Here is a 22,076-nt window from a genome sequence, read left to right as displayed (position 1 = left end):
AGGAGCCTGTAGCCACTGCCGCAGGCTGCGGCTACAGGCGACCTGTCACCGCGTGTCACTGCCCCTCAAGTTTGCGCAGGTACGCCACCTGCTGCCGATACGCCGTCTCCTGCACCACCGGGGCCAGGCGCACTTGGTGGCCGGGCAGGCATTGCGCCAGGCGCGCCAGGGCCAGCGGGGTCAACGCCCCCAGGCGCGGGTAGCCGCCGATGGTCTGCCGGTCATTGAGCAAGACGATCGGCTGACCGTCCGGCGGCACCTGGATCGCGCCCAGGGGGATGCCCTCGGAGATCATCGGCCGCCCCTGGTACTGCAACGGCGTCCCCAGCAGGCGCATGCCCATGCGGTCGGCACGGCTGTCGAGGGTCCAGGGAAGATTGAAGACATCGAACAGGCTCTGCCCGCTGAACTCGCCGATCTGCGCCCCCAGGATCACCTGCAGCGGCGCTGCCGATTGCAGGTCCGGCAGTTGCTCGGCAGTCAGCTCCCGCAAGCGGGTCGCGCTCCCCGAATAGCCGAGGCTCGCGCCTGCCGCCAATGGCCGGCCAAAGCCGTCCAGCCCGCCCAGCTCCTCACGAACCACACTGGCGCAACTGCCCAGCACCTGCGCCGCAGCAAAGCCCCCGGGCGCCGCCAGATAGGCCCGAGCCCCCAGCACCGGCTGGGTCAGGTGCAGGCGTTGGCCTTTTTGCAGAATAAAACTGCGGCCCGGGCTGATCGGCCGCTCATCGATGCTGGCCGTCAGGTCCGCGCCGGCCAATGCCAGAACGCAGTAGTCCTCGGCCAGCAGGCTGAAACCGCCCAGGGTCACCTCGATCACCGGCGCATCCAGGGCATTGCCCAGCAGCCAGTTGGCCCAGGACATCGAGACCCAATCCAGCGCCCCGCCCTGGGTCACCCCCAGGTGGCGCACGCCAAAACGCCCGGCGTCCTGCAACAGGCACAACGGGGTGCTGGCCTCGATCGTCAGGCGGCTCATGGCGACACCTCCAGGGGCCGATCATCCCCGCCGAGGCGAATGAACTCGGCGTGTTCGACGGCTTCGAAACGCACACTGTCGCCAGGCTGCATCAGGCTGTAGCCGTCACGCTCGCGGTCGAACAATTTGCTTGGGGTACGGCCGATCAGGTTCCAGCCACCGGGGGACACCACCGGGTACGCCGCGGTCTGGCGTTCGGCAATGCCCACGCTGCCCATGGCCACGCGCTTGCGTGGCGTGTTCAAGCGCGGCGCCGCCAGCACTTCGTCGACCAGCCCCATAAAGGCAAACCCGGGCGCAAAACCCAGGGCGAACACCTGGTACTCACGCCCGCTGTGCCGAGCAATCACCTCGGCCACCGACAAGCCACTGCGCTGGGCCAACAGGCTCAGCTCCGGCCCGACGCTCAGGTCGTACCACACCGGCAGCACATGGCACTGCCCGCCCGCCTGGGCATCGGGTTGCAGATCGGTCAACGCGGTGTCGATCAGCTCGCGGGCCTGGGAGGGGCTCAAGGCGCGCAGATCGTAATGCACCATCAGGGTGGTGTAGGACGGCACCAGATCGATCAGGTGCCCGGCAAAACTGGCCCGCAGACGCTGGCTGGCAGCCAGCATCCACGGCATGTTGGGTTCGGCGATCACGTCGAACAACCGCACCATCAGGCAATCGATGGCCACCACTTCGACCCGCGCCTTCATGCCGGGCTCTGCTGGTTCAAGGCCTCGCGGATGCGCTGCACCGCCGCCACCGAACTGGCGTTGTCGCCGTGCACGCACAGGGTATTGGCGCGCAACAGCAAGGCACTGCCATCACTGGCCTGCAGCTCGTCGCCCCGGGCGATGGTCAGTGCCTGCTGGATGATGGTTTGCGCGTCATGGTGCACCGCCCCCGGCAATTGCCGCGACACCAGGTGCCCGGCGTGGTCGTAGGCGCGGTCGGCGAAGGCTTCGAACCACAGGGTCAGGCCATATTCATCGCCCAGGGCCTGGGCCGCGCTGTTGTCGCGGGTGGCCATGAGCATCAGCGGCAGCTCCGGGTTGTAGGCCGCTACCGCCTCGATCACTGCCCGCAGCTGGGCCGGGTTGGCCATCATGTCGTTGTACATCGCGCCATGGGGTTTGACGTAACTCACGCGGCTGCCCTGGGCCCGGCAGATGCCATCCAGGGCACCGATCTGGTAGTGCAGCAGGTCGCGGATTTCCTGCGGGCTGTAGGCCATGGAGCGCCGGCCGAAACCGGCCAGGTCCTGGTACGCCGGGTGGGCGCCGATCTGCACGCCATGGGCCAGGGCCAGGCTCACGGTCTTGCGCATGATGCTCGGGTCCCCGGCATGGAAGCCGCAGGCAATGTTGGCGCAATCGATAAACGGCATGACTTCGGCGTCCAGACCCAGGGTCCAGTTGCCAAAGCTTTCGCCGATGTCGCAATTCAATAACAGGCGGCTCACGGTCGGTGCTCCTGTGGGGTTTTATTCTTTTGACTGCGGGGTACGGCGCTCCGCAGATTATCAGTTAGCAGCCTGGCGTGGCTTGCGGGGGCGCAATGGCGCGGTGCCAACATTGGCTGGCGACGGGCGTGTCGGAAGCACTCATGGCAAATCTCCCTGTCGATTTTATTGGTATTGTTGTGCGCCACAACGACGCCTATCGTGGGCTGGACGCATTCTTCGACGCAGGCGCCCTACCCGTCCAACTAATAAAAACCGCCTCATGGCATAAGAAAAAGTTGATCGCATGAACCTCAAGTTTCTCGAAACCTTTGTCTGGGTCGCACGGCTGAAAAGCTTTCGCCTGACCGCAGACAAACTGTTCACCACCCAGGCTTCGATCTCCAGCCGTATCGCCGTGCTCGAAGGCGAACTGGGGGTCAAGCTGTTCCTGCGCGATTCGCGTGGGGTGAGCCTGACGCCCGACGGCTTGAAGGTGCTGGACTACGCCGAACAGATGCTCGACACCATGCAGTCGCTCAAGCAGTCGATCGAGGCGCCGTCGAGCAAGGTCGGGCGGATCCGCATCGGGGTCATGGACACCGTGATCCACACCTGGCTCAGCCCCCTGGTGGCGGAAATCATGGACGGTTATCCGCTGGTGGAAATCGAACTGGTGGCCGATACCTCGCTGAACCTCTGCGATCAACTGCAAAAAGGCTTTCTCGACCTGGCCCTGCAAACCGACCTGCTGCGCCAGGAAAGCATCCGCAGCCTGGAGCTGGCCAGCCACCCGGTGGGCTGGATCGTCGCCAGCCATTCAATCTACAACCGCGAGTACGCCAGCGTCGCCGAACTGGCCCGGGAACGGATCATCACTTACTCGAAAAACTCCCTGCCGCACCAGGATGTGCTGAGCCTGATGCAGGCCAATGGCGTGCTGACGCCACGGCTCAACTGCGTGAACTCGGTGTCGGCGATCACCCGCCTGCTGCGTGATGGCTTCGGTATCGGCGCGTTGCCGCCGGTGCTGGTCAGCGAAGAACTGGCCCGCGGCGAGCTGACCCTGCTGCCGATCGAGCAGCGGCCGCCGAACTTGCAGGTGGTGGTGTCGTGGCGGATCGGGGTGGAGCTGGCCGAAAGCGTGGTCGAACTGTGCCAGCAGGTGGTGCAGCGCTACGCCCGGCAGGTGGGCCCGGAGCATATGGTCCTGGCCGAGTGAACCGGCGCCGCGGAGGCGACGCCCGGCTGCGCAGGTTTACAGACCGCGCAAGTCACGCTCTTCGATCGGCCGGCTCTGGCGCAGGCGCTTGCCACCGAGCACCACCCAGTCGATCAGGCGGAACAGGCACTCGATGCCGAACGACAGCAGCAAGGCGCCGCTCATGCCCCAGATCATCGCCTCCGGGGTCAGCAGGATCTGATAGCTGTAGCCGTTCCAGGTTTCCTGGCGGATATCCGGATCGGCCGCCAGCGCCACCTGCAGCACGCGGATGTACCACGGGCCCTGCATCGCCTGGAACTGCTTGTCCAGCGCCAACTGGCGGTTGAGCATCGCGCTCAGGCTGTCGGCATCGCTGCGGAACACCGGGTCGTCACTGGCGCGGTAATGCGCCACCAGGGCTTGCAGGTCGCCCTTGAAAAACTGCTGGGCTGTGCCCTGGAAGCCTTGCAGGCCGGTTTGCGCCTCGATCAGGTGGGCTTCGACGCGCTTGGCGTAATCGCTGATAAAACCCGGCACTTGCACGCCAATCAACAGGCCCGCTGCAAACAACACCAGCCGCAGATAACTGAGCAACATAGGGGATGTCCTTATTCGGTCTGGCCGTGGCTGACGCATTCGCCGCGCCGCCACAGGCTCCATTGGCCCGGTTCGTAACGGGTCCAGGTTTCGTTTTCGGTCAGAGGTTCGGTGGCGATCACCGTGACCACGTCATTGGGCGTGGTCTCGGCCTGGAAGTCGACGATCACATCGACATCCTTCAAGCGCGCCGGGCCGAAAGGCGCGCGCCGGGTAATCTGCGCAAGCTTGGTCGAGCAATAGCAGAACAGCCAGTCCCCGTCGCTGAGCAGGCAGTTGAACACGCCCTTGCTGCGGTATTCGGCGCAGGCCGCCACCAGCGACGGCAGCAGTTCCTCGACCTCCACCGGCTCTGGGAACGCGGCACGCACGCGGTTGAGCAGGTCACAGAACGCCGCTTCGCTGTCGGTATCGCCCACCGGGCGGTAGAAACTCGGCGCCGGCTGGAAGTCGGCCAACTGGCCGTTATGGGCGAAACACCAGTTGCGCCCCCACAGCTCGCGGACAAAGGGATGGGTGTTGGACAGGCAGACCTTGCCGACGTTGGCTTGGCGAATATGGCCGATCACCACTTCGCTCTTGATCGGATAGCGTTGCACCAGGTTGGCCACTTCCGACTCGCAGCTGGCCGCCGGATCCTGGAACAGGCGCAGACCGCGGCCCTCGTAGAAAGCGATGCCCCAACCATCACGGTGCGGACCGGTACGGCCGCCGCGCTGCATCAGCCCGGTAAAGCTGAACACGATATCGGTCGGGACATTGGCGCTCATGCCCAATAACTCACACATGCTCGGACTCTCGCTTCAATGCCGGTACAGGCTTACAAACGCGGTTCGACGCGCGACCGCTGGGGACTGCCGGAAACCGGAGGGCGACCATAACGATCGTCGCCGGCGCCGCCAAAGGGTTGATCATCATCACGCTCGGCGGCCTGGGCAGCGGCCTTGGCGGCTTCGTTGCGTTCCTTGCGTGCAGCGGATGCACGTTCGATCGGCCAGCGGATCAGCACAAAGACCAGGTACAGGCCAAAGGCGATCATGCCGTACATCAACAGGTCGGAAACCGCGCGCCAGGCGTTGTTGCCGACCTTGAACGCCAGGTCCAGGGCGGTGATGGCCACGGCCGGAGCGTACTTTTCCTTGACCGGGTCAATGATGGTCGGGCTGAACAGCAGCACCGCCACCAGCACCCGTAGCGGTTCACGCAGCCAGCGCCACATCCAACTGGTCATGCGCATGCACACCAGCAGGCAGCCCAAGGCGGCAAAGGCGTAGAGGCCCCAGGCGATCAGATAGTCGTTCTCGGTCATGGTGTCCATGGCAAGGCAGGCAAAGAGGCGCTTATGATAACGGCTTTTCGCATGTCAGGCTGCAACGCCGTCTGCCAAGCCCTCATTTGTCATCCCCCGAGAGCCATTCATGCCCCTATCCGCCAACGCCACCAGCGCCCCGATCGCCCACAAGGCCGAAGGTTCTGACCCGTACGCCTGGCTGCAGGAACGCGACACCGACGCGGTGCTCGACTACCTCAAGGCTGAAAACAGCTACCAGGAAAGCGCATTGGCCGACCAGGCCGCGCTGCGCGAGACCCTGTTCCAGGAGATCAAGGGCCGGATCCTCGAAACCGACTTGTCCCTGCCCTCGCCTTGGGGCCCCTACCTGTATTACACCCGCACCACCGCCGGCGACGAGTACGCGCGGCACTACCGCTGCCCGCGCCCGGCCGACGACAGCCTGAGCGTCGACGAAAGCGCCGAACAACTGCTGCTCGACCCCAATGAACTGGCCGGCGGCGGGTTCTTTTCCCTGGGCGCCTTCAGCATCAGCCCCGACCACCAGCGCCTGGCCTACAGCCTCGATACCACCGGCGAAGAGGTCTACACCCTGTTCGTCAAGGAGCTGTCCAACGGCAAGCTCAGCGAGCTGGCGTTCGAGGACTGCGACGGCAGCATGACCTGGGCCAACGACAGCCTGACCCTGTTTTTCGGCGAGCTGGACGACACCCATCGCCCACACAAGCTGTACCGCTATCGCCTGGACGGCACCGCGGCCGAAGAGGTGTTCCACGAGCCGGACGGGCGCTTTTTCCTGCACTGCTACCGCTCGAGTTCCGAGCGCCAGTTGCTGCTGTCCCTGGGCAGCAAGACCACCAGCGAAGTCTGGGCCCTGGATGCCTCGCGGCCGCAAGAGGCCTTCGCCTGCCTGGCGCCACGGGTCGAGGACCATGAATACGATGTCGACCACGGCCTGCTCGACGGCCAGTGGACCTGGTTTATCCGCAGCAACCGCGACGGCATCAACTACGCCCTGTACCAGGCCCCGGACCTGGGCCAGGCGCCTGAAGAAGCCGACTGGCAACTACTCATCCCCCACAGCGACACGGTGATGCTCGATGGCCTGAGCCTGAACGCCGGCGCCATGACCCTGAGCCTGCGCGAAGGCGGCCTGCCGATCATCGAGGTGCACCCCGACGGCCTGCCCGCCTACCGCGTGCAACTGCCGGATGCGGCCTACAGCCTGCATGTGCAGAACAGCCTGGAGTTCGTCAGCGATCGCATCCGCCTGCGCTACGAAGCCCTGAACCGTCCGGCACAGGTGCGCCAGCTGATACTGGCCAGCGGCGCCCAGAGCGTGCTCAAGGAGACCCCGGTACTGGGCGTGTTCGACCCCGAGGCCTATGTCAGCCAGCGCCTGTGGGCCACCGCCGCGGACGGCACCCAGGTGCCCATCAGCCTGGTGGTCAAGCGCGAAGCCCTGGGCCAGCCGACGCCGCTGTACCTGTATGGCTACGGCGCCTACGGCGAGAGCCTCGACCCCTGGTTCTCCCACGCCCGCCTGAGCCTGCTCGAGCGTGGCGTGGCCTTTGCCATCGCCCACGTGCGCGGCGGCGGTGAGCTGGGCGAGGCCTGGTACCGCGCCGGCAAGCAGGAACACAAGCAGAACACCTTCAGCGACTTTATCGCCTGCGCCGAACACCTGATCGCCGAGGGCCTGACCAGCCCGGCCCAGCTGGTAATCAGCGGCGGCAGCGCCGGCGGCCTACTGATCGGCGCCGTGCTCAATCAACGCCCCGAGCTGTTCAAGGCGGCGATTGCCGAGGTGCCGTTCGTCGATGTGCTCAACACCATGCTCGACCCCGAGTTGCCGCTGACCGTCACCGAATACGACGAATGGGGCAACCCCGAGGAGCCCGAGGTCTTTGATCGGATCAAGGCCTACGCGCCCTATGAAAACGTCCGGGCCCAGGCCTACCCGGCGACCCTGGTGATCGCCGGCTACAACGACAGCCGCGTGCAGTACTGGGAAGCCGCGAAATGGGTGGCCAAGCTGCGCGCCAGCAAAACCGACGACAACCTGCTGCTGCTCAAGACCGAATTGGGTGCCGGCCATGGCGGCATGAGCGGGCGTTACCAGGGATTGCGTGACGTAGCACTCGAATATGCATTTGTTTTGAAGATTCTGGGCCTGGCCTGAGGAACTCCCGCCGGCGGCTGTGTCTTACATTGCACCGCCGGCTCCTCGCGCGATCAAGCGCGCCCGGACCCGCTACAGACACAAGAAAAAGACCGTGACGATATGTCTGAACCGACCTTATTGAACAACGAGATTCGCGACTGGCTGATGGATTGCGGCCTGTTCGATCAACTCCTGCCCGCCGACTTCGTAGCGGCGGCCGGCTACTTCAGCATCAGCAGCATCGCCCAGGGCGAAGAAATCTTTCACGAGGGCGATGCCGGCAGTTTCATGTGCATCATCCACTCCGGCCAGGTGGCGGTACAAAAACGCACCAGCGACGGCCAGCCCGTGACCATCGCCACCCTGCGCAGTGGCCGAGCGTTCGGTGAAATGGCGGTACTCGACGGCGAGCGACGCTCGGCCAGTTGCGTCGCCGCCAGCGATTGTCAGCTGTTGAACCTGGGCAAGGACTCCCTGGAGAAGATGCTCAACGATGCGCCGAAAATCGCCGCCAAGATCATTCGTGCCATCGCCGTGTCGCTGTCCAGGCGCCTGCGCATGGCCGACGGGCAATTGCTCTCGCAACAGTTCTAGCCGCCTGGGGTCTTGCTCTTGTTCTCGCTCTGCTCAAGGCCCGGCAAGGTCTGGTCCTTGGGCGGCTTGGGCATGTCGATCGGCGGCAGCAACGGCGCGCCGCCATGGGCCCCGGCCTTGGGCGTGCTGGGTGGGGTGACCTGCGGGTAGGGGGTCGGGGTGGCAGTGCCAGGTGCGCCGATGGCCGGCGTCGGGGTCACCGGGACGCTTTGCAGCTCCTCGGCCTGCAGGCCGCTGATCGACAGCGCCGCACTTAGCAAGAGCGCGCCGCGGGCAATGACCGTTAGAATAGTGCGCTTCATCAATGGCTCCATCGCAATTATCAGCCGTCAGGCTACTCCCAACCGGGCCGATTTGCCTTCCTCTAATGAGACCCTCATGAAACGTTTCGTTCTGCTCGACACCACCCCGATTCCTGAAAACGGCGGTGCCCTGTGCCTGTTCGAATACGGCGAGGATTTCGTGATCAAGATCCAGGGCGGTGACGGCGGCCAGTTGATGAACACGCGCATGCACGGTTCCGAAGACGCCCTGGCGGAGATCCCCTGCCGCAAGGTCGCCGGACGCCCGGGCTCACGGGTACTGATTGGCGGCCTGGGCATGGGCTTCACCCTGGCCTCGGCCCTCAAGCACCTGGGCAAGAGCGCTGAAGTGGTGGTGGCCGAGCTGGTGCCGGGCGTCGTGGAATGGAACCGCGGCCCCCTGGGAGAGAAATCCGGGCGCCCGCTGCTCGATCCCCGCACCGTGATCCGCCTGGAAGATGTGGCCAAGGTGCTGCAAGCCGAACCCCAGGGTTTCGACGCCATCATGCTCGACGTCGACAACGGCCCCGAAGGCCTGACCCAGAAAGCCAACAGCTGGCTGTATTCGGCCGGCGGCCTCGCGGCCTGCGCCAAGGCCCTGCGGCCCAAGGGCGTGCTGGCGGTGTGGTCGGCCAGTGCCGACAAACAGTTTTCCGACAAGCTGCGCAAGGCCGGCTTCAAGGCCGAGGAAGTGCAAGTCTTCGCCCATGGCAACAAGGGCACCCGGCACACCATCTGGATTGCCGAGAAGCTCAAGGGCTGAGCTAAACTTCGTCCATTACCGTCATTAGTCTTCCTACAAAGGTGAACCCATGAGTTCGACCAACACCTCCAAACTGGACCGTATCCTCGCCGACGCCCAGCGCGACCGGGAAATGGGTTACCGCGACAAGGCCCTGAAGATGTACCCCCACGTCTGCGGGCGCTGCGCACGCGAGTTCGCCGGCAAGCGCCTGAGCGAACTGACCGTGCACCACCGCGACCACAACCACGACAACAACCCGCAGGACGGTTCCAACTGGGAACTGCTGTGCCTGTACTGCCACGACAACGAGCACTCGCGCTACACCGACCAGCAGTACTTCGGCGACGGCTCCCTGAGCTCCCCGACCATCGCCAAGGCCACCCACAACCCCTTCGCCGCGCTGGCGGGGCTGATGAAGAAAGACGAGTAAGCCGCCCGGCAGATTCGTTGGGTGGCGAGGGCGCTTGCTCCCGCTCGATTGCGCGACCGCGGCAAATCCGGCTCCGCACGGTTGATTGAAGATCCCGCCGACTGGTGTGCGGCCGCTTCGCGCGGCAGTGCCAGCTCGGCTTCGGCGGGAACAAGCCCCCCCGCCACAAACAGCACGCCATCCCGCCCCCCTGGCTTGGGGCAATCCCCGTATAATCGCGCTTTTTCTCGAAGGCTCCCCGCTCGTGGCAAACAAAAGGTACAGCTGCATTGGTTTGTATAACCCCAAGTCGCCGGAGAACGTCGGTTCGGTGATGCGCGCCGCCGGTTGCTATGGCGTCGCCTCGGTGTTCTACACCGGCAAGCGCTACGAACGGGCCCGGGACTTTGTCACCGACACCAAGAAGGTGCATCAGGACATCCCGCTGATCGGCATCGACGACCTGAAGAAGATCCTGCCTCTGGGCTGCGTGCCGGTGGCGGTGGAGTTGGTGGAAGGCGCGCGCGCGCTGCCCGAATACACGCACCCGGACCGCGCGCTGTACATTTTCGGCCCGGAGGACGGCTCCCTCGACAAGGACATCCGTGACTGGTGCGAAGACGTGGTGTACATCCCGACCACCGGTTGCATGAACCTCGCCGCCACCGTCAACGTGGTGCTTTACGACCGCCTGGCCAAAGGCAACAACACCCGCTCCGGCCCCAAATTCTGAGCCACCGCCCGCACATTGAATGGAACAAGCGACGCCCTTGTGCAGTCAGCTTTATATCCATTCCCCCCTCTGGAGACAGATCATGAGCGACAGCAACCGGATTCAACGCATCGACTCCACCCCGTTTCAAACCCTGCCTGAGCAGAACGTCCAGGGCTGGGAGCGTATCGGCTCGCTGGCCGGTGGCGTGGTGATGATGGGCAAGGGCCTGCGCCGTGGTGGCGTGTTCGGCCTGATTCAGGTGGCCATCGGCGGGGTCGCCCTGGCTCGTGGCATTACCGGCCACAGCTCGGCGAAAAGCCTGCTGGAGAAAAGCCGCCAGGACATGAACAACGTGCGGGCGAAAATCGAACGCGCAGGAGAAGAACTGAAAAACCTCAAGGCCAATGCCGAGGCGGCGACCCGCACCGCGACAGTCACCGGCAACGAATCGCTGAAGTCCCCCAAAGCCGGGGTTTAAACCCTGACGCTTGACACCGGCACCCGCGCTTGCCGCGTGGGCGCCGGGCTCAGGCTTGGCGAGGTCAGTGCAACAGGTCGTTATCCAGCACCGTCGACGACTCTCCCAGCACGCTTTCGCTGATCTGCACGAACTCCTGGGTGCTGACGCTTTCCAGGCGCATCAGCGCGCCCAGCACATCATCCAGAGAGCGCTTGTTGCGGGTCTTGAGGCGGATCTCGCGGTCCAGCTCCTGCAGCAGCAACACCGCCTTGGCCACCGTCGCCTCATTCACCTGCTCCCCGCGCAAACTGCTGACGGCGTGGCTGCGCTTGGCCAGCCCACGCTCCAGGGTCTGGTAACGCTCATCGCTGATCCCGCCGGCGCGGCGCAGCAGCTCGATCGAGTAGTACTCGGCCAGGCCTTCGCTGATCCAGTCGCTGCGCTCGCTGTCGTTGATTCGCGCAATCACCTGCACCAACTCACGCAACAGCGGGCTGTTGCCACTTTCGCTGATCAGCGGCAGATGGCTGTGCAGGTAGATCGAATCGCGCCCGGCCAGGCTGCCGCGCCACATGGGGTCGGCGGCGCCGACAATCAGCAGTTTGTCCGGATGCCGTGGAAACAGCGCCTGCACCTGGGGCCAGACAAAGGTCAGCAGGGTCAGGACATCCATGCGGCGCATGCCCTGGCTCAGGGGCGAGGTGACCGTGACCTCGGTTTCCCCCAGGCGTGTGCGGCGGCTGCCCAGGTTGCCGGCCAGCATCCAGCCGCTGGGGCGATCGAACAGGCGCGAGGGGTTGTCGATGCGAAAACGGTTCTTGCCGATGCGTGGCCAGGCGGTTTCGACGCTTTTCCAGCCGCTGGGCAATTCAAACTCCAGCCGCGAAACCAGCTCGATGCCGTCCTGCTGATCGAGCTTGGCCGCCGGCACCAGGCTTTCACCGCGCAACAGCGCCCACTTGGCGGTCATGCGGCTGTCGAAACTGCCCTTTTTCGGGCTGTGGCTGATGCGTACCCGATAGCTCAGACTGGCCTTGCCACTGGCCGGGCGCCAGACCCCGCGTTGCTCGGCCCCGGCCTGGGGCGCCGTGCCCTGCCATTGGCCGTCGGCCTGGAAGTCGCTGTAATCACCGCTGCGGCCCAGATCGAAGTCCAGGCTACGCACCGCCGCCCCATCGCCCAGGGTCAGGCGCACTTCGGCCTGATCGCTCTGCGGCAGGAAACGCACGTGGTAATCCAGATCGACTTTCTTCGCCGCCCATACCGGCGCGCTCAGCGCCAGCGCCAGCGCGGCCAGCGACAGCCTTGCCCCAACAGCCATACACACTCCTTCGTGGCTCATGCAGGCCGCCGATCGCGGCCTGGGCACCGGGCATCAGCCGGCGCGAAAAATCAGATGATCTTCCCAATCGTCCTCGGCCACGCTGCCTTCGGCGAGCATGCGCCCGGATTGGGAAATGCGCTCATGGTGCACGGCATCGCGATCGCCGCAGACCAGGTGGTGCCACAGCGGCAGGTCCTTGGCCTCACTGACCAGGCGATAACCACAGGTCGGCGGCAACCATTTGAACTCGTCGGCCTTGCCCGGGGTGAGCTGGATGCAGTCCGGCACCGAGTCGCGGCGGTTGGGGTAATCGGTGCACTGGCAGGTTTTCAGGTCCAGCAGTTTGCAGGCGATACGCGTGTAATAGACGCTGTTGTCGTCCTCATCCTCAAGCTTTTGCAGGCAGCACAGGCCACAGCCGTCGCACAGCGACTCCCACTCCTCCTGATCGAGTTGGTCGAGGGTCTTGCGTATCCAGAAGGGTTCTACTTTGGCGGCCATGGCTCAAGCATCAATATCAGGCAGTGAAAAGGCCGCCAGTCTAGTGCCCGCGGGCCTTGGGGCCAAGCGCTGGCGACTGTCGGTAGATCAAGACTTGTCAGGCGATACGCCGCGCAGTAGCTTTGCCCGTCGTAACGGCCTATGTCCGCGTGCCATTAACGCTCGACGCGTCGCACCCGGTGAGTTGCAAAAGGCCAGGAAAACCTCATCGCCCAGCTCAACTGCGCCAGCCGGTTTACCCCACATTCGATTATCACAGTCCGTCAGGAGTCGTTTTATGAGCGCCAACCCACGCGTCGCCGAATATGCCATCCACCCTCAGTTCACCGATCGCTGGTCGCCCCGCGCCTTCACCGGTGAAACCATCCCCGAAGAAACCCTGCTGAGCTTTTTCGAAGCCGCACGCTGGGCGCCATCGGCCTACAACTCGCAGCCATGGCGCTTCCTCTACGCCCGTCGCGACACGCCGAACTGGGAACGTTTCCTGGGTCTGCTCAACGAATTCAACCGTGGCTGGGCGCAACACGCCTCGGCCCTGGTGATCGTGATTTCGAAAACCACCTTCACCGCGCCCGGCGCAACCGAAGAAACCCCAGCCCTGTGGCACACCTTCGACACCGGTTCGGCCTGGGGCCACCTGGCGCTGCAAGCCAGCATCAGCGGCTGGCACACCCACGGCATGGCCGGTTTCGACCAGGAACTGACCCGCAAGGAACTGAAGATCCCCGAAGGGTATGACCTGCACGCGGCCGTGGCCGTGGGCAAGCTGGGCGACAAGGCGACCCTCGCCGAGTACCTGCAAGCACGCGAAGAGCCAAGCCCGCGCCGCCCATTGCGCGAACTGGCGGCCGAGGGTGAGTTCACCCTGTAAATCGACACCAGTACCCTTCTGAACACGTTGTGTAGCCGCTGCCGAGGCACGAGGCCGCGCTGGCCGGCATGCACACCGTGGGGTGTCAGGCACTGGCGCGTTATTTGAACGGGCCAGCGCAGCCTGCGGCAGCGGCTACAGTCGCCGCTGCCGGGGCGGGTCAGTAACCGCGGTTGAAGTCCACTTCACCGCGCAGCGCCTGTTCGCTCTGGTAGGCCCGCAGATTATCGACGAACAACCGCACCATCATCTCCGGTGAAGTCGGCGCCGAGCTGTGGCCGGTCAGCAACAGGCCCCAGGCCGTCCAGAATGGATGGCGCTGCGGCAAGGGTTCCTGACGGCAGACATCGATCACCGCCCCCGCCAGATGGCCCTCCTTGAGCGCCTCCACCAGATCCGCATCGACCACCGCCACGCCGCGTCCAACGTTGATGAACAGGCCGCTGGGCTTGAACTGCTTGAACAGCGCCGCGTCATACAGGTCGTGGGTCTCCGGGGTATTGGGCAGCAGGTTGATCACGTAATCGACCTCACCCACCAAACGCCCCAGGTCCTTGAGCGCCGCCACTTCAACGAACGGCGCCTGCTCCCGGGCTTCACTGGCGATGCCATACAGCTCCACGCCAAACGGCACTAGGAACTGCGCCACGCTCTGGCCAATATCACCGGTGCCGACGATCAGCACCTTGCGCCCGGCCAGGCTCTGGCCCAGGCGGTTATCCCACTTGCGCTCAACCTGGCTGACCAGTCGCGCCAGCACTTCACGCTCGTGACCGAGCATGTAGGTGAGTACGTATTCGGCCATGACCTGGCCAAAAATCCCCACCGCCCGGGTCAGGCGGTAATGACGCGGCAAACCGTCGGCGAGCAACGGGGTGATTCCGGCCCAGGTCGATTGCAGCCACTGCGGCTGATGGCCCTGGCGCAACAGGGTGGCCAGCAGGTCCGGCTGGCCGAGCCAGATCGGGCAATCGGCGGCCAGGGTCGCCAGTTCGGCGGAGTCACCGCTGGTCAGCACGTGCAGTTCGGGAACGGCCTGGCTCAACAAACGGGCATAAATAGCGTGATCGTGTTCGGCAATCAGAACGCGCATGGTTCAAACCTATCAAAAAGGCGCGGGTGACCGCCGACGGAGTCTTGCTCCATCGCTCGCGGCCACCGCCAGATATTCAATTCCATTATTTCTCGATGCCCTGGACAGAGCATCTACAGGCATCCATCACATCGGGTCATTACGGCGCAGCAACTCTTCGGGCAAATGCTCGATGTATTCGTCTTCGGCCGGCGGCATCTGCAGGTGGTAGCCCTGCTTCTCCAGGTTCTCCAGCACTTGCTGGATGTCCTCGCGCGACAGCTTGCGCTCGGGGCTCAGCACCAGGTCGAAGGCGTGAAACGGCTTGCCAAAGGCCAGCAGCAGGTTTTCCGGCACGCGCTCCAGGGCATCGCTCTTGAGCACATACAGGTACATCTCGTTCTTGCGCGGGCTGCGGTAGATGGAGCAGATACGTTTCAAGGCTGTTCTCCGGCGGCGGCCAGGCAGTCGAGCAAGGCCTGGCCCATCAATTCGCGGCGCCAGCCACGCAACGAATCGGGCAATTGGTAAGGACCGTTGGGGTAGCCGCTCTTGAGCAGGCTTTCCAGGGTTTTCTTGCGCAGCATCAGTTCCGGGGCGATGTCCAGGCGTTCGCCTTCGGCCTGGCCGAGGGCGCGCATCTGCTTGAGCAGGGCCGAGGCTTCGATCGGCAAGGGCTCCGGCACCGCCGGCGGCCATTGATCAGGCCCGACACTGCCGGCACGCTTGATCAGGTCCAGCAGGAACTCACCGTCCTGACGCACGGTACGCGGGTGCATGTCTTCGATTTTCGCCAAGGCGCCGAGGTTGTCCGGCTGGCTCTTGGCCAGGGGCCAGAGCGAATGCTCGCGCACGATACGGTTGCGCGGCAGGTCGCGAGCCCGGGCCTCGATCTCGCGCCAGGCGCAGAGTTCGCGCAACACGGCGAGTTGGGCCCGGGACAGTTTCCAGGCCAGCTTGGCGTCGCGGTACACCTCGTACGGGTCCACTTCGCGGCGCAGGTTGGCCACCAACTCGGCGCCGTCTTCGAGCACCCAGCTGTATTTATCGGCCGACAACTTGGGCTGCAGTTGCACATAGACTTCGGCCAGGTGCACCGCGTCTTCCGCGGCGTAGCTGATCTGGGTTTCCGACAGCGGGCGTTGCAGCCAGTCGGAACGGGTCTCGCCCTTGGGCAGCTCAATCCCCAGGACCGACTGCACCAGGCGCGAATAGCCCATGGAGAAGCCCAGGTTCAGGTAAGCCGCCGCCAGTTGGGTGTCGAACAAGGGCGCCGGCAGGCTGCCAGTCAGGCGCAGCAGGACTTCAAGGTCCTCGCTGCAGGCATGCACCACCTTGACCACGGCCGGGTTCTCCAGCAGCGCCGCGAGGGGCTGCCAGTCGTCGATGGTCAACGGGTCGATCAGGTAAGCACGCTGGCCGTCGCCAATCTGCAACAGGCCGGCGATGGGGTAGAAGGTGTCGACCCGCATGAATTCGGTGTCGAGGGCGACGAATGGCAGCTGCTGCCACTCGGCGCAAAAGCGGCCGAGGCTATCGTTGTCGCGAATCCAGTGAATATCGATGGCCACACGGCTCTCCCTTGAAGAATGGCGCGCAGTATATATCGCCACCGGCAACTTCTGAGCACTGACTCGACGAGGCACGTGCGAAATTGCCTTACAGAGCTCAAGAATAGTCTGAGATAACCGGCTCACTCTTGCTTGCGCAGCACGTAAACCCGTGACGCGGCGCAGCCGGGAATGAAGTCATGGTGGCTCAACACCTCGAAACCGGCCTGCTGGAATTCGGTTTCCAGTTGCACTTTGCCGGCCAGCAGCGGCGCGCCGTCCGGAACCAGGCTGCGGGGCTTTTCGAGGAACCGTTGCAGGGCGCTGCAACGGCTATCGACCCGCGCTGCGACGATCACCGCGTCGCGGCTGACCCGGTGAAACTCGCGCAACAGCGCCAGGCGATGTTCACCGCTGGCAAGGTGCTGGAACAACTGCAGGCAGCAGATGCAATCCACTGCATTGGCCGACAAGCCGATGTTGAACGCCGAACTCTGGAAGGGTTTGACCCGCTTGAGCACGCTGGCCGGGTGATGGGTCTGGGCGTGGTCGAGCATGTCCTGGGAGTTGTCGGCCGCCAGGATCACCCGGTTGCCATGCTCGGCCAACACCGGCCAGAAACGCCCCGCCCCGCATGCCACGTCCAGGATCAACCCCGGTTCGCCGGCCATTTTCAGGGCCTGGCGCACCAGCTGCTCGCTGCGCCACAGCGCCAGGCGCGCCCCGGCTTTCAGCGGACGCTGTTGCAGGCAGTCGCGCGCGTGCTCCTGGTCGTAACGCCGGGCGAACTCACGTTCCATGGCCGATGGGGGTTGCGCTGACATGACTCGCGAACTCTTGGTGGGTGCGGGTCGTAGCAGATTAACCAGGCGTTCGTGAAAAAAAGGTCGAAAGCCGCGTCCGCCCTCAGGCCTCGTTCAAATACCAGCGCCAGTCCTGCTCGCCGACCTCGCCCATGAACTGCCGATACTCCTCGCGCTTCACTGCCAGGTAGACCCCGAGGAACTCACTGCCAAAGGCATCCCGGGCCCAGGCCGAAGCCTCGAGGGCGCGCAAGGTGGTCAGCCAGTCGGTGGGCAGCACATGCGTGGCCTGGGCATAACCGTTGCCCTCGACCGGCGCGCCGGGGTCGCTCTGCTCGCGGATGCCGCGGTGAATGCCCGCCAGGATGGCGGCGGCCGCCAGATAGGGGTTGGCGTCGGCGCCGCAGATGCGGTGCTCGATATGCCGGGAAAACGCCGGCCCGCCCGGCACCCGCAGGCTTACGGTGCGGTTGTCGACGCCCCAGGTGGCGGCCAGCGGCGCATAGCTGTTGCTCTGGAAACGCCGGTAGGAGTTGGCGTTCGGGCAAAACAGCAGCAGTGAGTCGAGCAAGGTGTCGAGCATGCCGCCCACCGCGTGGCGCAGCAGTGGCGTGCCATCGCTCGCCTCGCTGGCGAACAGGTTGTTGCCGTGCCGGTCGGCAATGCTCACGTGCATGTGCATCCCGGTGCCGGCCAGGTCGGCGAACGGCTTGGCCATGAAGCACGCGCGCATCCCGTGCTTGTGGGCCACGCCCTTGACCAGGCGCTTGTAGCGCACCGCCTCGTCCATCGCCTGCAAGGCATCGGCGCGGTGTTCGAGGGTGATCTCCACCTGCCCCGGCGCGTACTCGGAAATCGCCGTGCGCGCCGGAATGCCCTGCAGCTTGCAGGCGCTATAGAGGTCGGCGAGGAACGGTTCGATCTGCTCCAGCTCGCGCAGGCCATAGACCTGGGTCGCTCGCGGCCGGCCACCATCGGCATCCCGTGCCGGTTGCGGCCGGCCGTTGCTGTCACGCTGCTGATCCAGCAGGTAGAACTCCAGCTCGGCCGCCATCACCGGGTAATAGCCGTCGGCCTTGAGGCCATCGATGACCTTGACCAGCAACTGCCGCGGGTCGGCCACGGTGGCCGGCAAGCCTTGCTCCGGGTGCATGCTGACCTGGACCGCGGCGGTGGGAATCTGCCGCCAGGGCATGGGCTGCAAACTGCCGCTCAGGGGGTAGGCGCGGCAATCGATATCCCCCACGTCCCAGACCAGGCCGGAGTTTTCCACGTCGTCGCCGTTGATGGTCAGGCCCAGGATGGTGCTCGGCAGTGGCCGGCCGCTCTGGTACACCGCCAACAGTTCGTCGCGGTGCAGCAACTTGCCACGCGGGACGCCGTTGTTGTCGAGGATGAACAATTCGAACATCTCGATATCCGGGTGCTGCTGAAGAAAATCCTCGGCTTCTTGCAAGGGGGCAAAAGGAGTGTTGGCAGGCATGGTCATTCTCGTATTGGCGTGTCGGACCCGCGCGCAGGCGGCGTCGTGCAGACAGCGCGCGCCGCAGCGGGCAAACGGCTATCCGTGTGAGGAATCAACAGGCAATACGAGCATCCGGCGGGCGCGCATGGCGGCAATGCCACAGCGCCCAGAAGGCCAGTTCGGAAGGCAGAGCACAGAGTTTGGGCGCAGTGGCGGGCGTGCAGCGAGGACGGGGCTGACGGCAGGGTGCAGGCGCACCAGGCACAACCTCGGGTTTGATCGCAGCGGGCCAAGCGTCCATAGGAAAAACCGCAGACAACAGATGCCGGGCAGACTCACACGCCGCCATAAGCCGTTAAATCCACACTTGAAGAACCTTGGTTGCAAAATGGCTAAACAATGGACCCGCCACGGGCCCTGAGCGGATCGAGGCTTGCCCGCGCCGCACGCCGATGTAAATAATGCCCGCGCCCTCTTCTTCCCCGGCAGCACTCAAGGATCGGACCGCATGCACCCACGTCTTTTACTCTGCTCATTGCTCACCCTCAGCACCCCGCTCCTGGCCGAGCCCAGCGTCTCGCACCTGGACCAGGTCATCGAACGCGGCCAGCTGAACGTTTGCACCACCGGCGACTACAAGCCCTACACCTACCTGCGCGACGACGGCCGCTACGAAGGCATCGACATCGCCATGGCCCAGTCCCTGGGAAAAAGCCTGGGCGTGGAGGTGAAGTGGGTGAAAACCAGTTGGAAGACGCTGATGCCGGACTTCCTGGCCAACACGTGCGACATCGCGGTGGGCGGTATTTCGGTGTCCCTGGAGCGACAGAAAAAGGCGTTCTTCAGCGACACCCTCGGGGTCGACGGCAAGATTCCCCTGGTGCGCTGCGCCGACGTTGCGCGCTACCAGACGGTGGAGCAGATCAACCAGCCTTCGGTGCGCCTGATCGAGCCACCGGGCGGCACCAACGAGGTCTTCGCCCGGGCCCATCTGCCCAACGCCGCGCTGACCCTGTTCCCGGACAACGTGACGATCTTCGAGCAACTGCTGGCGAACAAGGCCGACGTGATGATCACCGATGCCTCGGAGGCGCGCTTCCAGCAGAAGCTCAAGCCGGGCCTGTGTGCGGTCAACCCCGAGCGCTACCTGCAATACAGCGAGAAAGCCTTCCTCCTGCCCCGCGACGATGTGGCCTGGAAAAGCTACGTCGACCAGTGGCTGCACCTGAGCAAGGCCACCGGTTTCTATGACGGCGTGGTCAATCAGTGGTTGGCCGCGCCCTGAACCGGAAACACAGCGCATACCTGTAACCGCTGCCGAGTCCCTATTTCGACGTTGGGGTTCGTGCAGCGGGTTCGAGGTCTTATTTAATTTTTAAATAAGCCGGCCGACTTTCTGATTTGCCCTCTTTTGCCCGGCGCCGCCTAATCAGGCCCTGTTCCCTCAAGGTCTGGTTATGGAAAACGTTCGTGCGACAACCCGCCCCGCCGTCTGGCTGATGCTCAGTGTGGTGCTGGTGGCCCTTAATCTGCGGCCGTCGATGGCGGCCGTCGGCCCATTGCTGTCGGCAATACGCGGCGATATTGCGCTGAGTTTCAGCGCCGCTTCGCTGCTGACCATGCTCCCGGTCATGGCCATGGGCCTGGCGATGTTCTTCGGCATGCGCATCAGCCAGCGCCTGGGCGACCAGCGCACCGTGGTCATTTCGCTGCTGATCATTGGCCTGGCCACGGTGTCGCGGCTGTTCCTCGATTCCGCCGCCGAGCTGATTCTCAGCGCGGTGCTGGCCGGGGTCGGCATTGCCCTGATCCAGTCGTTGATGCCGGCGCTGATCAAGTCGCGCTTCACTCACAACGTCTCGCTGTTCATGGGCCTGTACGTCACCTCGATCATGGGCGGCGCCGCCATCGCCGCCTCATTCGGCCCACTGGTGATGAGCCGCAGCGGCAGTTGGCGCCTGGGCCTGGCGATCTGGGCCGGGCTGGCGGTGCTGGCCCTGCTGTTCTGGTACGCCCAGCGGTCCGCCATGCCCCGGTTGCCGGCAGCGGCGGCGGGCAATGAGTCGTTCTTCGGCAATCGCCGGGCCTGGCTGCTGGCGATTTTCTTCGGCCTCGGCACGGCGTCCTACACCTGCGTGCTGGCCTGGCTTGCGCCCTATTACGTGGAGCAGGGCTGGAGCGAGCAGAACGCCGGTCTGCTGCTGGGCTTTCTCACCGCCATGGAAGTGGTGTCCGGGCTGATCACCCCGGCCATTGCCAACCGCAGCCAGGACCGGCGCCTGGTGCTCAGCGTGCTGTTGCTGCTGATCATCGCCGGCTTCTGCGGCCTGATCCTCAGCCCGCAACACCTGAGCCTGTTGTGGCCTTGCCTGCTGGGCCTGGGCATTGGCGGGCTGTTTCCGATGAGCCTGATCGTGTCCCTCGATCACCTGGAAAACCCGCGCCGCGCCGGGGGCCTGACCGCTTTCGTGCAGGGCATCGGTTACTTGATCGCCGGCCTCTCGCCGCTGCTGGCGGGGATGATCCGCGATCATCTGGGCAGCTTCGAATGGGCCTGGTGGTCGCTGACCGCGGTCATGGCGCTGATGCTGCTGATGGTGCTGCGCTTCGACCCGCGGCATTACGCCCGGCACATTCACTGACCGACAGGACGCCCCCATGCAACCCACAAGCTTCAGCAGCGCCCATATCGGCATGCTGCTCTGGGCCGTGCTGATCGCCGCCTCGTTCTTCGCCGCCGCCCAGGTCGGCCAGGGCATCGACCCGGTGCTGCTGACCGGCCTGCGCCTGCTGTTTTCCGCACTGATGTTTTTGCCCTTGCTGCTGCTCAAGGGCTCGACCCCCATGACCCGCGGCGGGCTGCGTGACCATGGGGTGCTGGGGCTGCTGCTGGCGCTGTATTTTGGCTCGCTGTTCGAAGCCCTGCGCTACACCTCGGCGGTCAATACCGGGACCCTGTTCACCCTGGTGCCGTTGCTGACCCTGCTGTTCGAGGGGGTCCTGCTGCCGGGCAACAGCCTTCGGCAGCGGGTGCTGCCGACGCTGATCGCAGCGGCCGGGGCGGTGCTGCTGATCGTCAAGGGCAGCGGGCCCAACGCCATGCCTTCGCTGTACGCGATGACGGTCTATGGCCTGGGCTGCCTGGCCATGGCGCTGTACTCGCCCCTGAGCCAACGCTTCAAGGCCGGCCACCTCAAAGGCCGCAGCCCGGCGGCCATGACCTTCTGGAACATGCTGTTCGGGGCGCTGTTTCTGCTGGTCTTCTGCCTGTTCAGCGGTGGCTGGCGCAGCGCCGGGCAGCTGACGAGCAACGACCTGCTGTGGCTGATCTACCTGGCCCTGTTCGCCACCCTCGCCACCTTCTGGCTGCTGCATCGGGCCATCGGCGTGATCGCCCCGGCCACGGTGATTTCCTACATCTACCTCAGCACCCTGTTCCTGACCCTGTTCCACTGGGTCTGGCTCGGCCAGTCGCCGTTGCCGACCGAGCTGCTCGGCGCCCTGCTGGTGGCGGGGGGCATGCTCGCCCTGATCCTGTTCAGCCGCCGCAGCACGCCTGCCCTGGGCTGAAGCGGCCGTGCGCGACGTACGCAAAACCGCG

Annotated in this window: 26 protein-coding genes; 12 read left to right on the top strand and 14 right to left on the bottom strand. The window is 64.7% G+C overall.

What is annotated here, in order from left to right; translation table 11 throughout:
• Positions 1–55 precede the first annotated feature (55 nt).
• Genes CF161_RS30655 through CF161_RS30645 form a run of 3 tightly spaced genes read right to left on the bottom strand, consistent with a single transcriptional unit; the run spans position 56 to position 2,429 of the window.
• Entirely contained in the window at positions 56–979 is a 924-nt protein-coding gene (locus tag CF161_RS30655) for a biotin-dependent carboxyltransferase family protein (protein ID WP_020300522.1), read from the bottom strand.
• A complete protein-coding gene (locus CF161_RS30650; protein WP_020300521.1) occupies positions 976–1,680 on the bottom strand; it encodes an allophanate hydrolase subunit 1 in 705 nt (234 codons plus the stop codon). The genes CF161_RS30655 and CF161_RS30650 overlap by 4 nt, the downstream gene beginning before the upstream one ends.
• Positions 1,677–2,429 carry a 5-oxoprolinase subunit PxpA gene (locus CF161_RS30645; protein WP_020300520.1) on the bottom strand — a complete coding sequence of 251 codons (753 nt, stop codon included), beginning with the start codon at positions 2,427–2,429 and terminating at the stop codon, positions 1,677–1,679. Before CF161_RS30645 ends, CF161_RS30650 begins: the two co-directional genes overlap by 4 nt.
• A gap of 143 nt (positions 2,430–2,572) precedes the next feature.
• Here CF161_RS30645 and CF161_RS30640 point away from each other — a divergent pair, with 143 nt between their 5' ends.
• Together CF161_RS30640 and CF161_RS30635 are read left to right on the top strand one after the other, a co-directional pair.
• Entirely contained in the window at positions 2,573–2,719 is a 147-nt protein-coding gene (locus CF161_RS30640) for a hypothetical protein (protein ID WP_156882760.1), read from the top strand.
• Positions 2,716–3,630, top strand: a complete 915-nt coding sequence (locus tag CF161_RS30635; RefSeq protein ID WP_020300519.1) for a LysR family transcriptional regulator — start codon at positions 2,716–2,718, stop codon at positions 3,628–3,630. The genes CF161_RS30640 and CF161_RS30635 overlap by 4 nt, the downstream gene beginning before the upstream one ends.
• Positions 3,631–3,666: 36 nt before the next feature.
• Here CF161_RS30635 and CF161_RS30630 read toward each other — a convergent pair whose 3' ends face one another.
• From CF161_RS30630 to CF161_RS30620, 3 genes are read right to left on the bottom strand one after another with little or no spacing between them, the layout of a single operon-like run.
• Positions 3,667–4,209 carry a DUF2937 family protein gene (locus CF161_RS30630; RefSeq protein WP_020300518.1) on the bottom strand — a complete coding sequence of 181 codons (543 nt, stop codon included), beginning with the start codon at positions 4,207–4,209 and terminating at the stop codon, positions 3,667–3,669.
• An 11-nt stretch (positions 4,210–4,220) separates the two neighbouring features.
• A complete protein-coding gene (locus CF161_RS30625) occupies positions 4,221–4,997 on the bottom strand; it encodes a class II glutamine amidotransferase (protein ID WP_020300517.1) in 777 nt (258 codons plus the stop codon).
• A 32-nt stretch (positions 4,998–5,029) separates the two neighbouring features.
• A complete protein-coding gene (locus tag CF161_RS30620) occupies positions 5,030–5,527 on the bottom strand; it encodes a hypothetical protein (RefSeq protein ID WP_020300516.1) in 498 nt (165 codons plus the stop codon).
• 100 nt (positions 5,528–5,627) lie between these two features.
• Here CF161_RS30620 and CF161_RS30615 point away from each other — a divergent pair, with 100 nt between their 5' ends.
• Complete coding sequence (locus CF161_RS30615; RefSeq protein ID WP_020300515.1) at positions 5,628–7,682, top strand: S9 family peptidase; 2,055 nt, start codon at positions 5,628–5,630, stop codon at positions 7,680–7,682.
• Between the two features lie 102 nt (positions 7,683–7,784).
• Entirely contained in the window at positions 7,785–8,258 is a 474-nt protein-coding gene (locus CF161_RS30610; RefSeq protein ID WP_020300514.1) for a cyclic nucleotide-binding domain-containing protein, read from the top strand.
• On the opposite strand, the gene CF161_RS30605 is transcribed toward CF161_RS30610, so the two are convergent.
• Positions 8,255–8,560 carry a hypothetical protein gene (locus CF161_RS30605; protein ID WP_020300513.1) on the bottom strand — a complete coding sequence of 102 codons (306 nt, stop codon included), beginning with the start codon at positions 8,558–8,560 and terminating at the stop codon, positions 8,255–8,257. The genes CF161_RS30610 and CF161_RS30605 overlap by 4 nt on opposite strands.
• A 76-nt stretch (positions 8,561–8,636) precedes the next feature.
• Between CF161_RS30605 and CF161_RS30600 the strand changes: the two genes are divergently transcribed.
• The 4 genes from CF161_RS30600 to CF161_RS30585 all read left to right on the top strand — a co-directional run bounded on the left by CF161_RS30600 (position 8,637) and on the right by CF161_RS30585 (position 10,907).
• Positions 8,637–9,323: a spermidine synthase gene (locus CF161_RS30600; protein WP_020300512.1), complete on the top strand. Its 687-nt coding sequence runs from the start codon at positions 8,637–8,639 to the stop codon at positions 9,321–9,323.
• Between the two features lie 49 nt (positions 9,324–9,372).
• On the top strand, positions 9,373–9,735 hold the full coding sequence (locus tag CF161_RS30595; protein WP_020300511.1) for a YajD family HNH nuclease: 363 nt from the start codon (positions 9,373–9,375) through the stop codon (positions 9,733–9,735).
• A 244-nt stretch (positions 9,736–9,979) separates the two neighbouring features.
• Positions 9,980–10,447: an RNA methyltransferase gene (locus CF161_RS30590; protein WP_020300510.1), complete on the top strand. Its 468-nt coding sequence runs from the start codon at positions 9,980–9,982 to the stop codon at positions 10,445–10,447.
• 82 nt (positions 10,448–10,529) lie between these two features.
• Positions 10,530–10,907: a DUF2892 domain-containing protein gene (locus CF161_RS30585; protein WP_020300509.1), complete on the top strand. Its 378-nt coding sequence runs from the start codon at positions 10,530–10,532 to the stop codon at positions 10,905–10,907.
• Positions 10,908–10,971: 64 nt separating this feature from the next.
• On the opposite strand, the gene CF161_RS30580 is transcribed toward CF161_RS30585, so the two are convergent.
• Both CF161_RS30580 and CF161_RS30575 read right to left on the bottom strand, forming a co-directional pair.
• Positions 10,972–12,210 carry a hypothetical protein gene (locus tag CF161_RS30580; RefSeq protein ID WP_020300508.1) on the bottom strand — a complete coding sequence of 413 codons (1,239 nt, stop codon included), beginning with the start codon at positions 12,208–12,210 and terminating at the stop codon, positions 10,972–10,974.
• Between the two features lie 54 nt (positions 12,211–12,264).
• Complete coding sequence (locus CF161_RS30575) at positions 12,265–12,714, bottom strand: YcgN family cysteine cluster protein (protein ID WP_020300507.1); 450 nt, start codon at positions 12,712–12,714, stop codon at positions 12,265–12,267.
• 277 nt (positions 12,715–12,991) lie between these two features.
• On the opposite strand from CF161_RS30575, the gene CF161_RS30570 reads away from it, so the two are divergent.
• The gene (locus CF161_RS30570; RefSeq protein WP_020300506.1) at positions 12,992–13,585 is read left to right on the top strand and encodes a nitroreductase family protein; all 594 of its coding nucleotides are present in this window, start codon (positions 12,992–12,994) and stop codon (positions 13,583–13,585) included.
• A gap of 160 nt (positions 13,586–13,745) precedes the next feature.
• Here the strand turns inward: CF161_RS30570 and CF161_RS30565 are convergent, their stop codons facing one another.
• The 5 genes from CF161_RS30565 to CF161_RS30545 all read right to left on the bottom strand — a co-directional run bounded on the left by CF161_RS30565 (position 13,746) and on the right by CF161_RS30545 (position 18,493).
• Complete coding sequence (locus tag CF161_RS30565; protein ID WP_020300505.1) at positions 13,746–14,678, bottom strand: D-2-hydroxyacid dehydrogenase; 933 nt, start codon at positions 14,676–14,678, stop codon at positions 13,746–13,748.
• Between the two features lie 126 nt (positions 14,679–14,804).
• Positions 14,805–15,098, bottom strand: a complete 294-nt coding sequence (locus CF161_RS30560) for a YcgL domain-containing protein (protein ID WP_020300504.1) — start codon at positions 15,096–15,098, stop codon at positions 14,805–14,807.
• Positions 15,095–16,228, bottom strand: a complete 1,134-nt coding sequence (rnd, locus tag CF161_RS30555; RefSeq protein WP_020300503.1) for a ribonuclease D — start codon at positions 16,226–16,228, stop codon at positions 15,095–15,097. Before rnd ends, CF161_RS30560 begins: the two co-directional genes overlap by 4 nt.
• A 122-nt stretch (positions 16,229–16,350) precedes the next feature.
• The gene (locus tag CF161_RS30550; protein WP_020300502.1) at positions 16,351–17,031 is read right to left on the bottom strand and encodes a class I SAM-dependent methyltransferase; all 681 of its coding nucleotides are present in this window, start codon (positions 17,029–17,031) and stop codon (positions 16,351–16,353) included.
• Between the two features lie 82 nt (positions 17,032–17,113).
• The gene (locus CF161_RS30545; protein ID WP_020300501.1) at positions 17,114–18,493 is read right to left on the bottom strand and encodes a glutamine synthetase family protein; all 1,380 of its coding nucleotides are present in this window, start codon (positions 18,491–18,493) and stop codon (positions 17,114–17,116) included.
• 490 nt (positions 18,494–18,983) lie between these two features.
• Between CF161_RS30545 and CF161_RS30540 the strand changes: the two genes are divergently transcribed.
• From CF161_RS30540 to CF161_RS30530, 3 genes are all read left to right on the top strand, one after another.
• Positions 18,984–19,760 (top strand): transporter substrate-binding domain-containing protein, encoded by a 777-nt coding sequence (locus CF161_RS30540; RefSeq protein ID WP_020300500.1) that lies wholly within the window; start codon positions 18,984–18,986, stop codon positions 19,758–19,760.
• Positions 19,761–19,932: 172 nt separating this feature from the next.
• Complete coding sequence (locus tag CF161_RS30535; RefSeq protein WP_020300499.1) at positions 19,933–21,117, top strand: cyanate transporter; 1,185 nt, start codon at positions 19,933–19,935, stop codon at positions 21,115–21,117.
• Between the two features lie 16 nt (positions 21,118–21,133).
• A complete protein-coding gene (locus CF161_RS30530; RefSeq protein ID WP_020300498.1) occupies positions 21,134–22,045 on the top strand; it encodes a DMT family transporter in 912 nt (303 codons plus the stop codon).
• Positions 22,046–22,076: the final 31 nt, after the last annotated feature.

It is taken from the genome of Pseudomonas sp. CF161 (assembly GCF_000416215.1).
Classification (GTDB): domain Bacteria; phylum Pseudomonadota; class Gammaproteobacteria; order Pseudomonadales; family Pseudomonadaceae; genus Aquipseudomonas.
Note: the sequence above shows the minus strand (reverse complement) of the source record. Positions and strands in the feature narration are given on the sequence as shown.

Coding starts and splice junctions, on each gene's coding strand:
- CF161_RS30650 (WP_020300521.1), bottom strand. CDS start 1,680: ATGAAGGCGCGGGTCGAAGTGGTGGCCATCGATTGCCTGATGGTGCGG.
- CF161_RS30580 (WP_020300508.1), bottom strand. CDS start 12,210: ATGGCTGTTGGGGCAAGGCTGTCGCTGGCCGCGCTGGCGCTGGCGCTG.
- CF161_RS30530 (WP_020300498.1), top strand. CDS start 21,134: ATGCAACCCACAAGCTTCAGCAGCGCCCATATCGGCATGCTGCTCTGG.
- CF161_RS30625 (WP_020300517.1), bottom strand. CDS start 4,997: ATGTGTGAGTTATTGGGCATGAGCGCCAATGTCCCGACCGATATCGTG.
- CF161_RS30550 (WP_020300502.1), bottom strand. CDS start 17,031: ATGTCAGCGCAACCCCCATCGGCCATGGAACGTGAGTTCGCCCGGCGT.
- CF161_RS30535 (WP_020300499.1), top strand. CDS start 19,933: ATGGAAAACGTTCGTGCGACAACCCGCCCCGCCGTCTGGCTGATGCTC.
- CF161_RS30540 (WP_020300500.1), top strand. CDS start 18,984: ATGCACCCACGTCTTTTACTCTGCTCATTGCTCACCCTCAGCACCCCG.
- CF161_RS30655 (WP_020300522.1), bottom strand. CDS start 979: ATGAGCCGCCTGACGATCGAGGCCAGCACCCCGTTGTGCCTGTTGCAG.
- CF161_RS30595 (WP_020300511.1), top strand. CDS start 9,373: ATGAGTTCGACCAACACCTCCAAACTGGACCGTATCCTCGCCGACGCC.
- CF161_RS30605 (WP_020300513.1), bottom strand. CDS start 8,560: ATGAAGCGCACTATTCTAACGGTCATTGCCCGCGGCGCGCTCTTGCTA.
- CF161_RS30620 (WP_020300516.1), bottom strand. CDS start 5,527: ATGGACACCATGACCGAGAACGACTATCTGATCGCCTGGGGCCTCTAC.
- CF161_RS30635 (WP_020300519.1), top strand. CDS start 2,716: ATGAACCTCAAGTTTCTCGAAACCTTTGTCTGGGTCGCACGGCTGAAA.
- CF161_RS30600 (WP_020300512.1), top strand. CDS start 8,637: ATGAAACGTTTCGTTCTGCTCGACACCACCCCGATTCCTGAAAACGGC.
- CF161_RS30615 (WP_020300515.1), top strand. CDS start 5,628: ATGCCCCTATCCGCCAACGCCACCAGCGCCCCGATCGCCCACAAGGCC.
- CF161_RS30570 (WP_020300506.1), top strand. CDS start 12,992: ATGAGCGCCAACCCACGCGTCGCCGAATATGCCATCCACCCTCAGTTC.
- CF161_RS30630 (WP_020300518.1), bottom strand. CDS start 4,209: ATGTTGCTCAGTTATCTGCGGCTGGTGTTGTTTGCAGCGGGCCTGTTG.
- CF161_RS30565 (WP_020300505.1), bottom strand. CDS start 14,678: ATGCGCGTTCTGATTGCCGAACACGATCACGCTATTTATGCCCGTTTG.
- CF161_RS30585 (WP_020300509.1), top strand. CDS start 10,530: ATGAGCGACAGCAACCGGATTCAACGCATCGACTCCACCCCGTTTCAA.
- CF161_RS30575 (WP_020300507.1), bottom strand. CDS start 12,714: ATGGCCGCCAAAGTAGAACCCTTCTGGATACGCAAGACCCTCGACCAA.
- CF161_RS30610 (WP_020300514.1), top strand. CDS start 7,785: ATGTCTGAACCGACCTTATTGAACAACGAGATTCGCGACTGGCTGATG.
- CF161_RS30640 (WP_156882760.1), top strand. CDS start 2,573: ATGGCAAATCTCCCTGTCGATTTTATTGGTATTGTTGTGCGCCACAAC.
- CF161_RS30545 (WP_020300501.1), bottom strand. CDS start 18,493: ATGCCTGCCAACACTCCTTTTGCCCCCTTGCAAGAAGCCGAGGATTTT.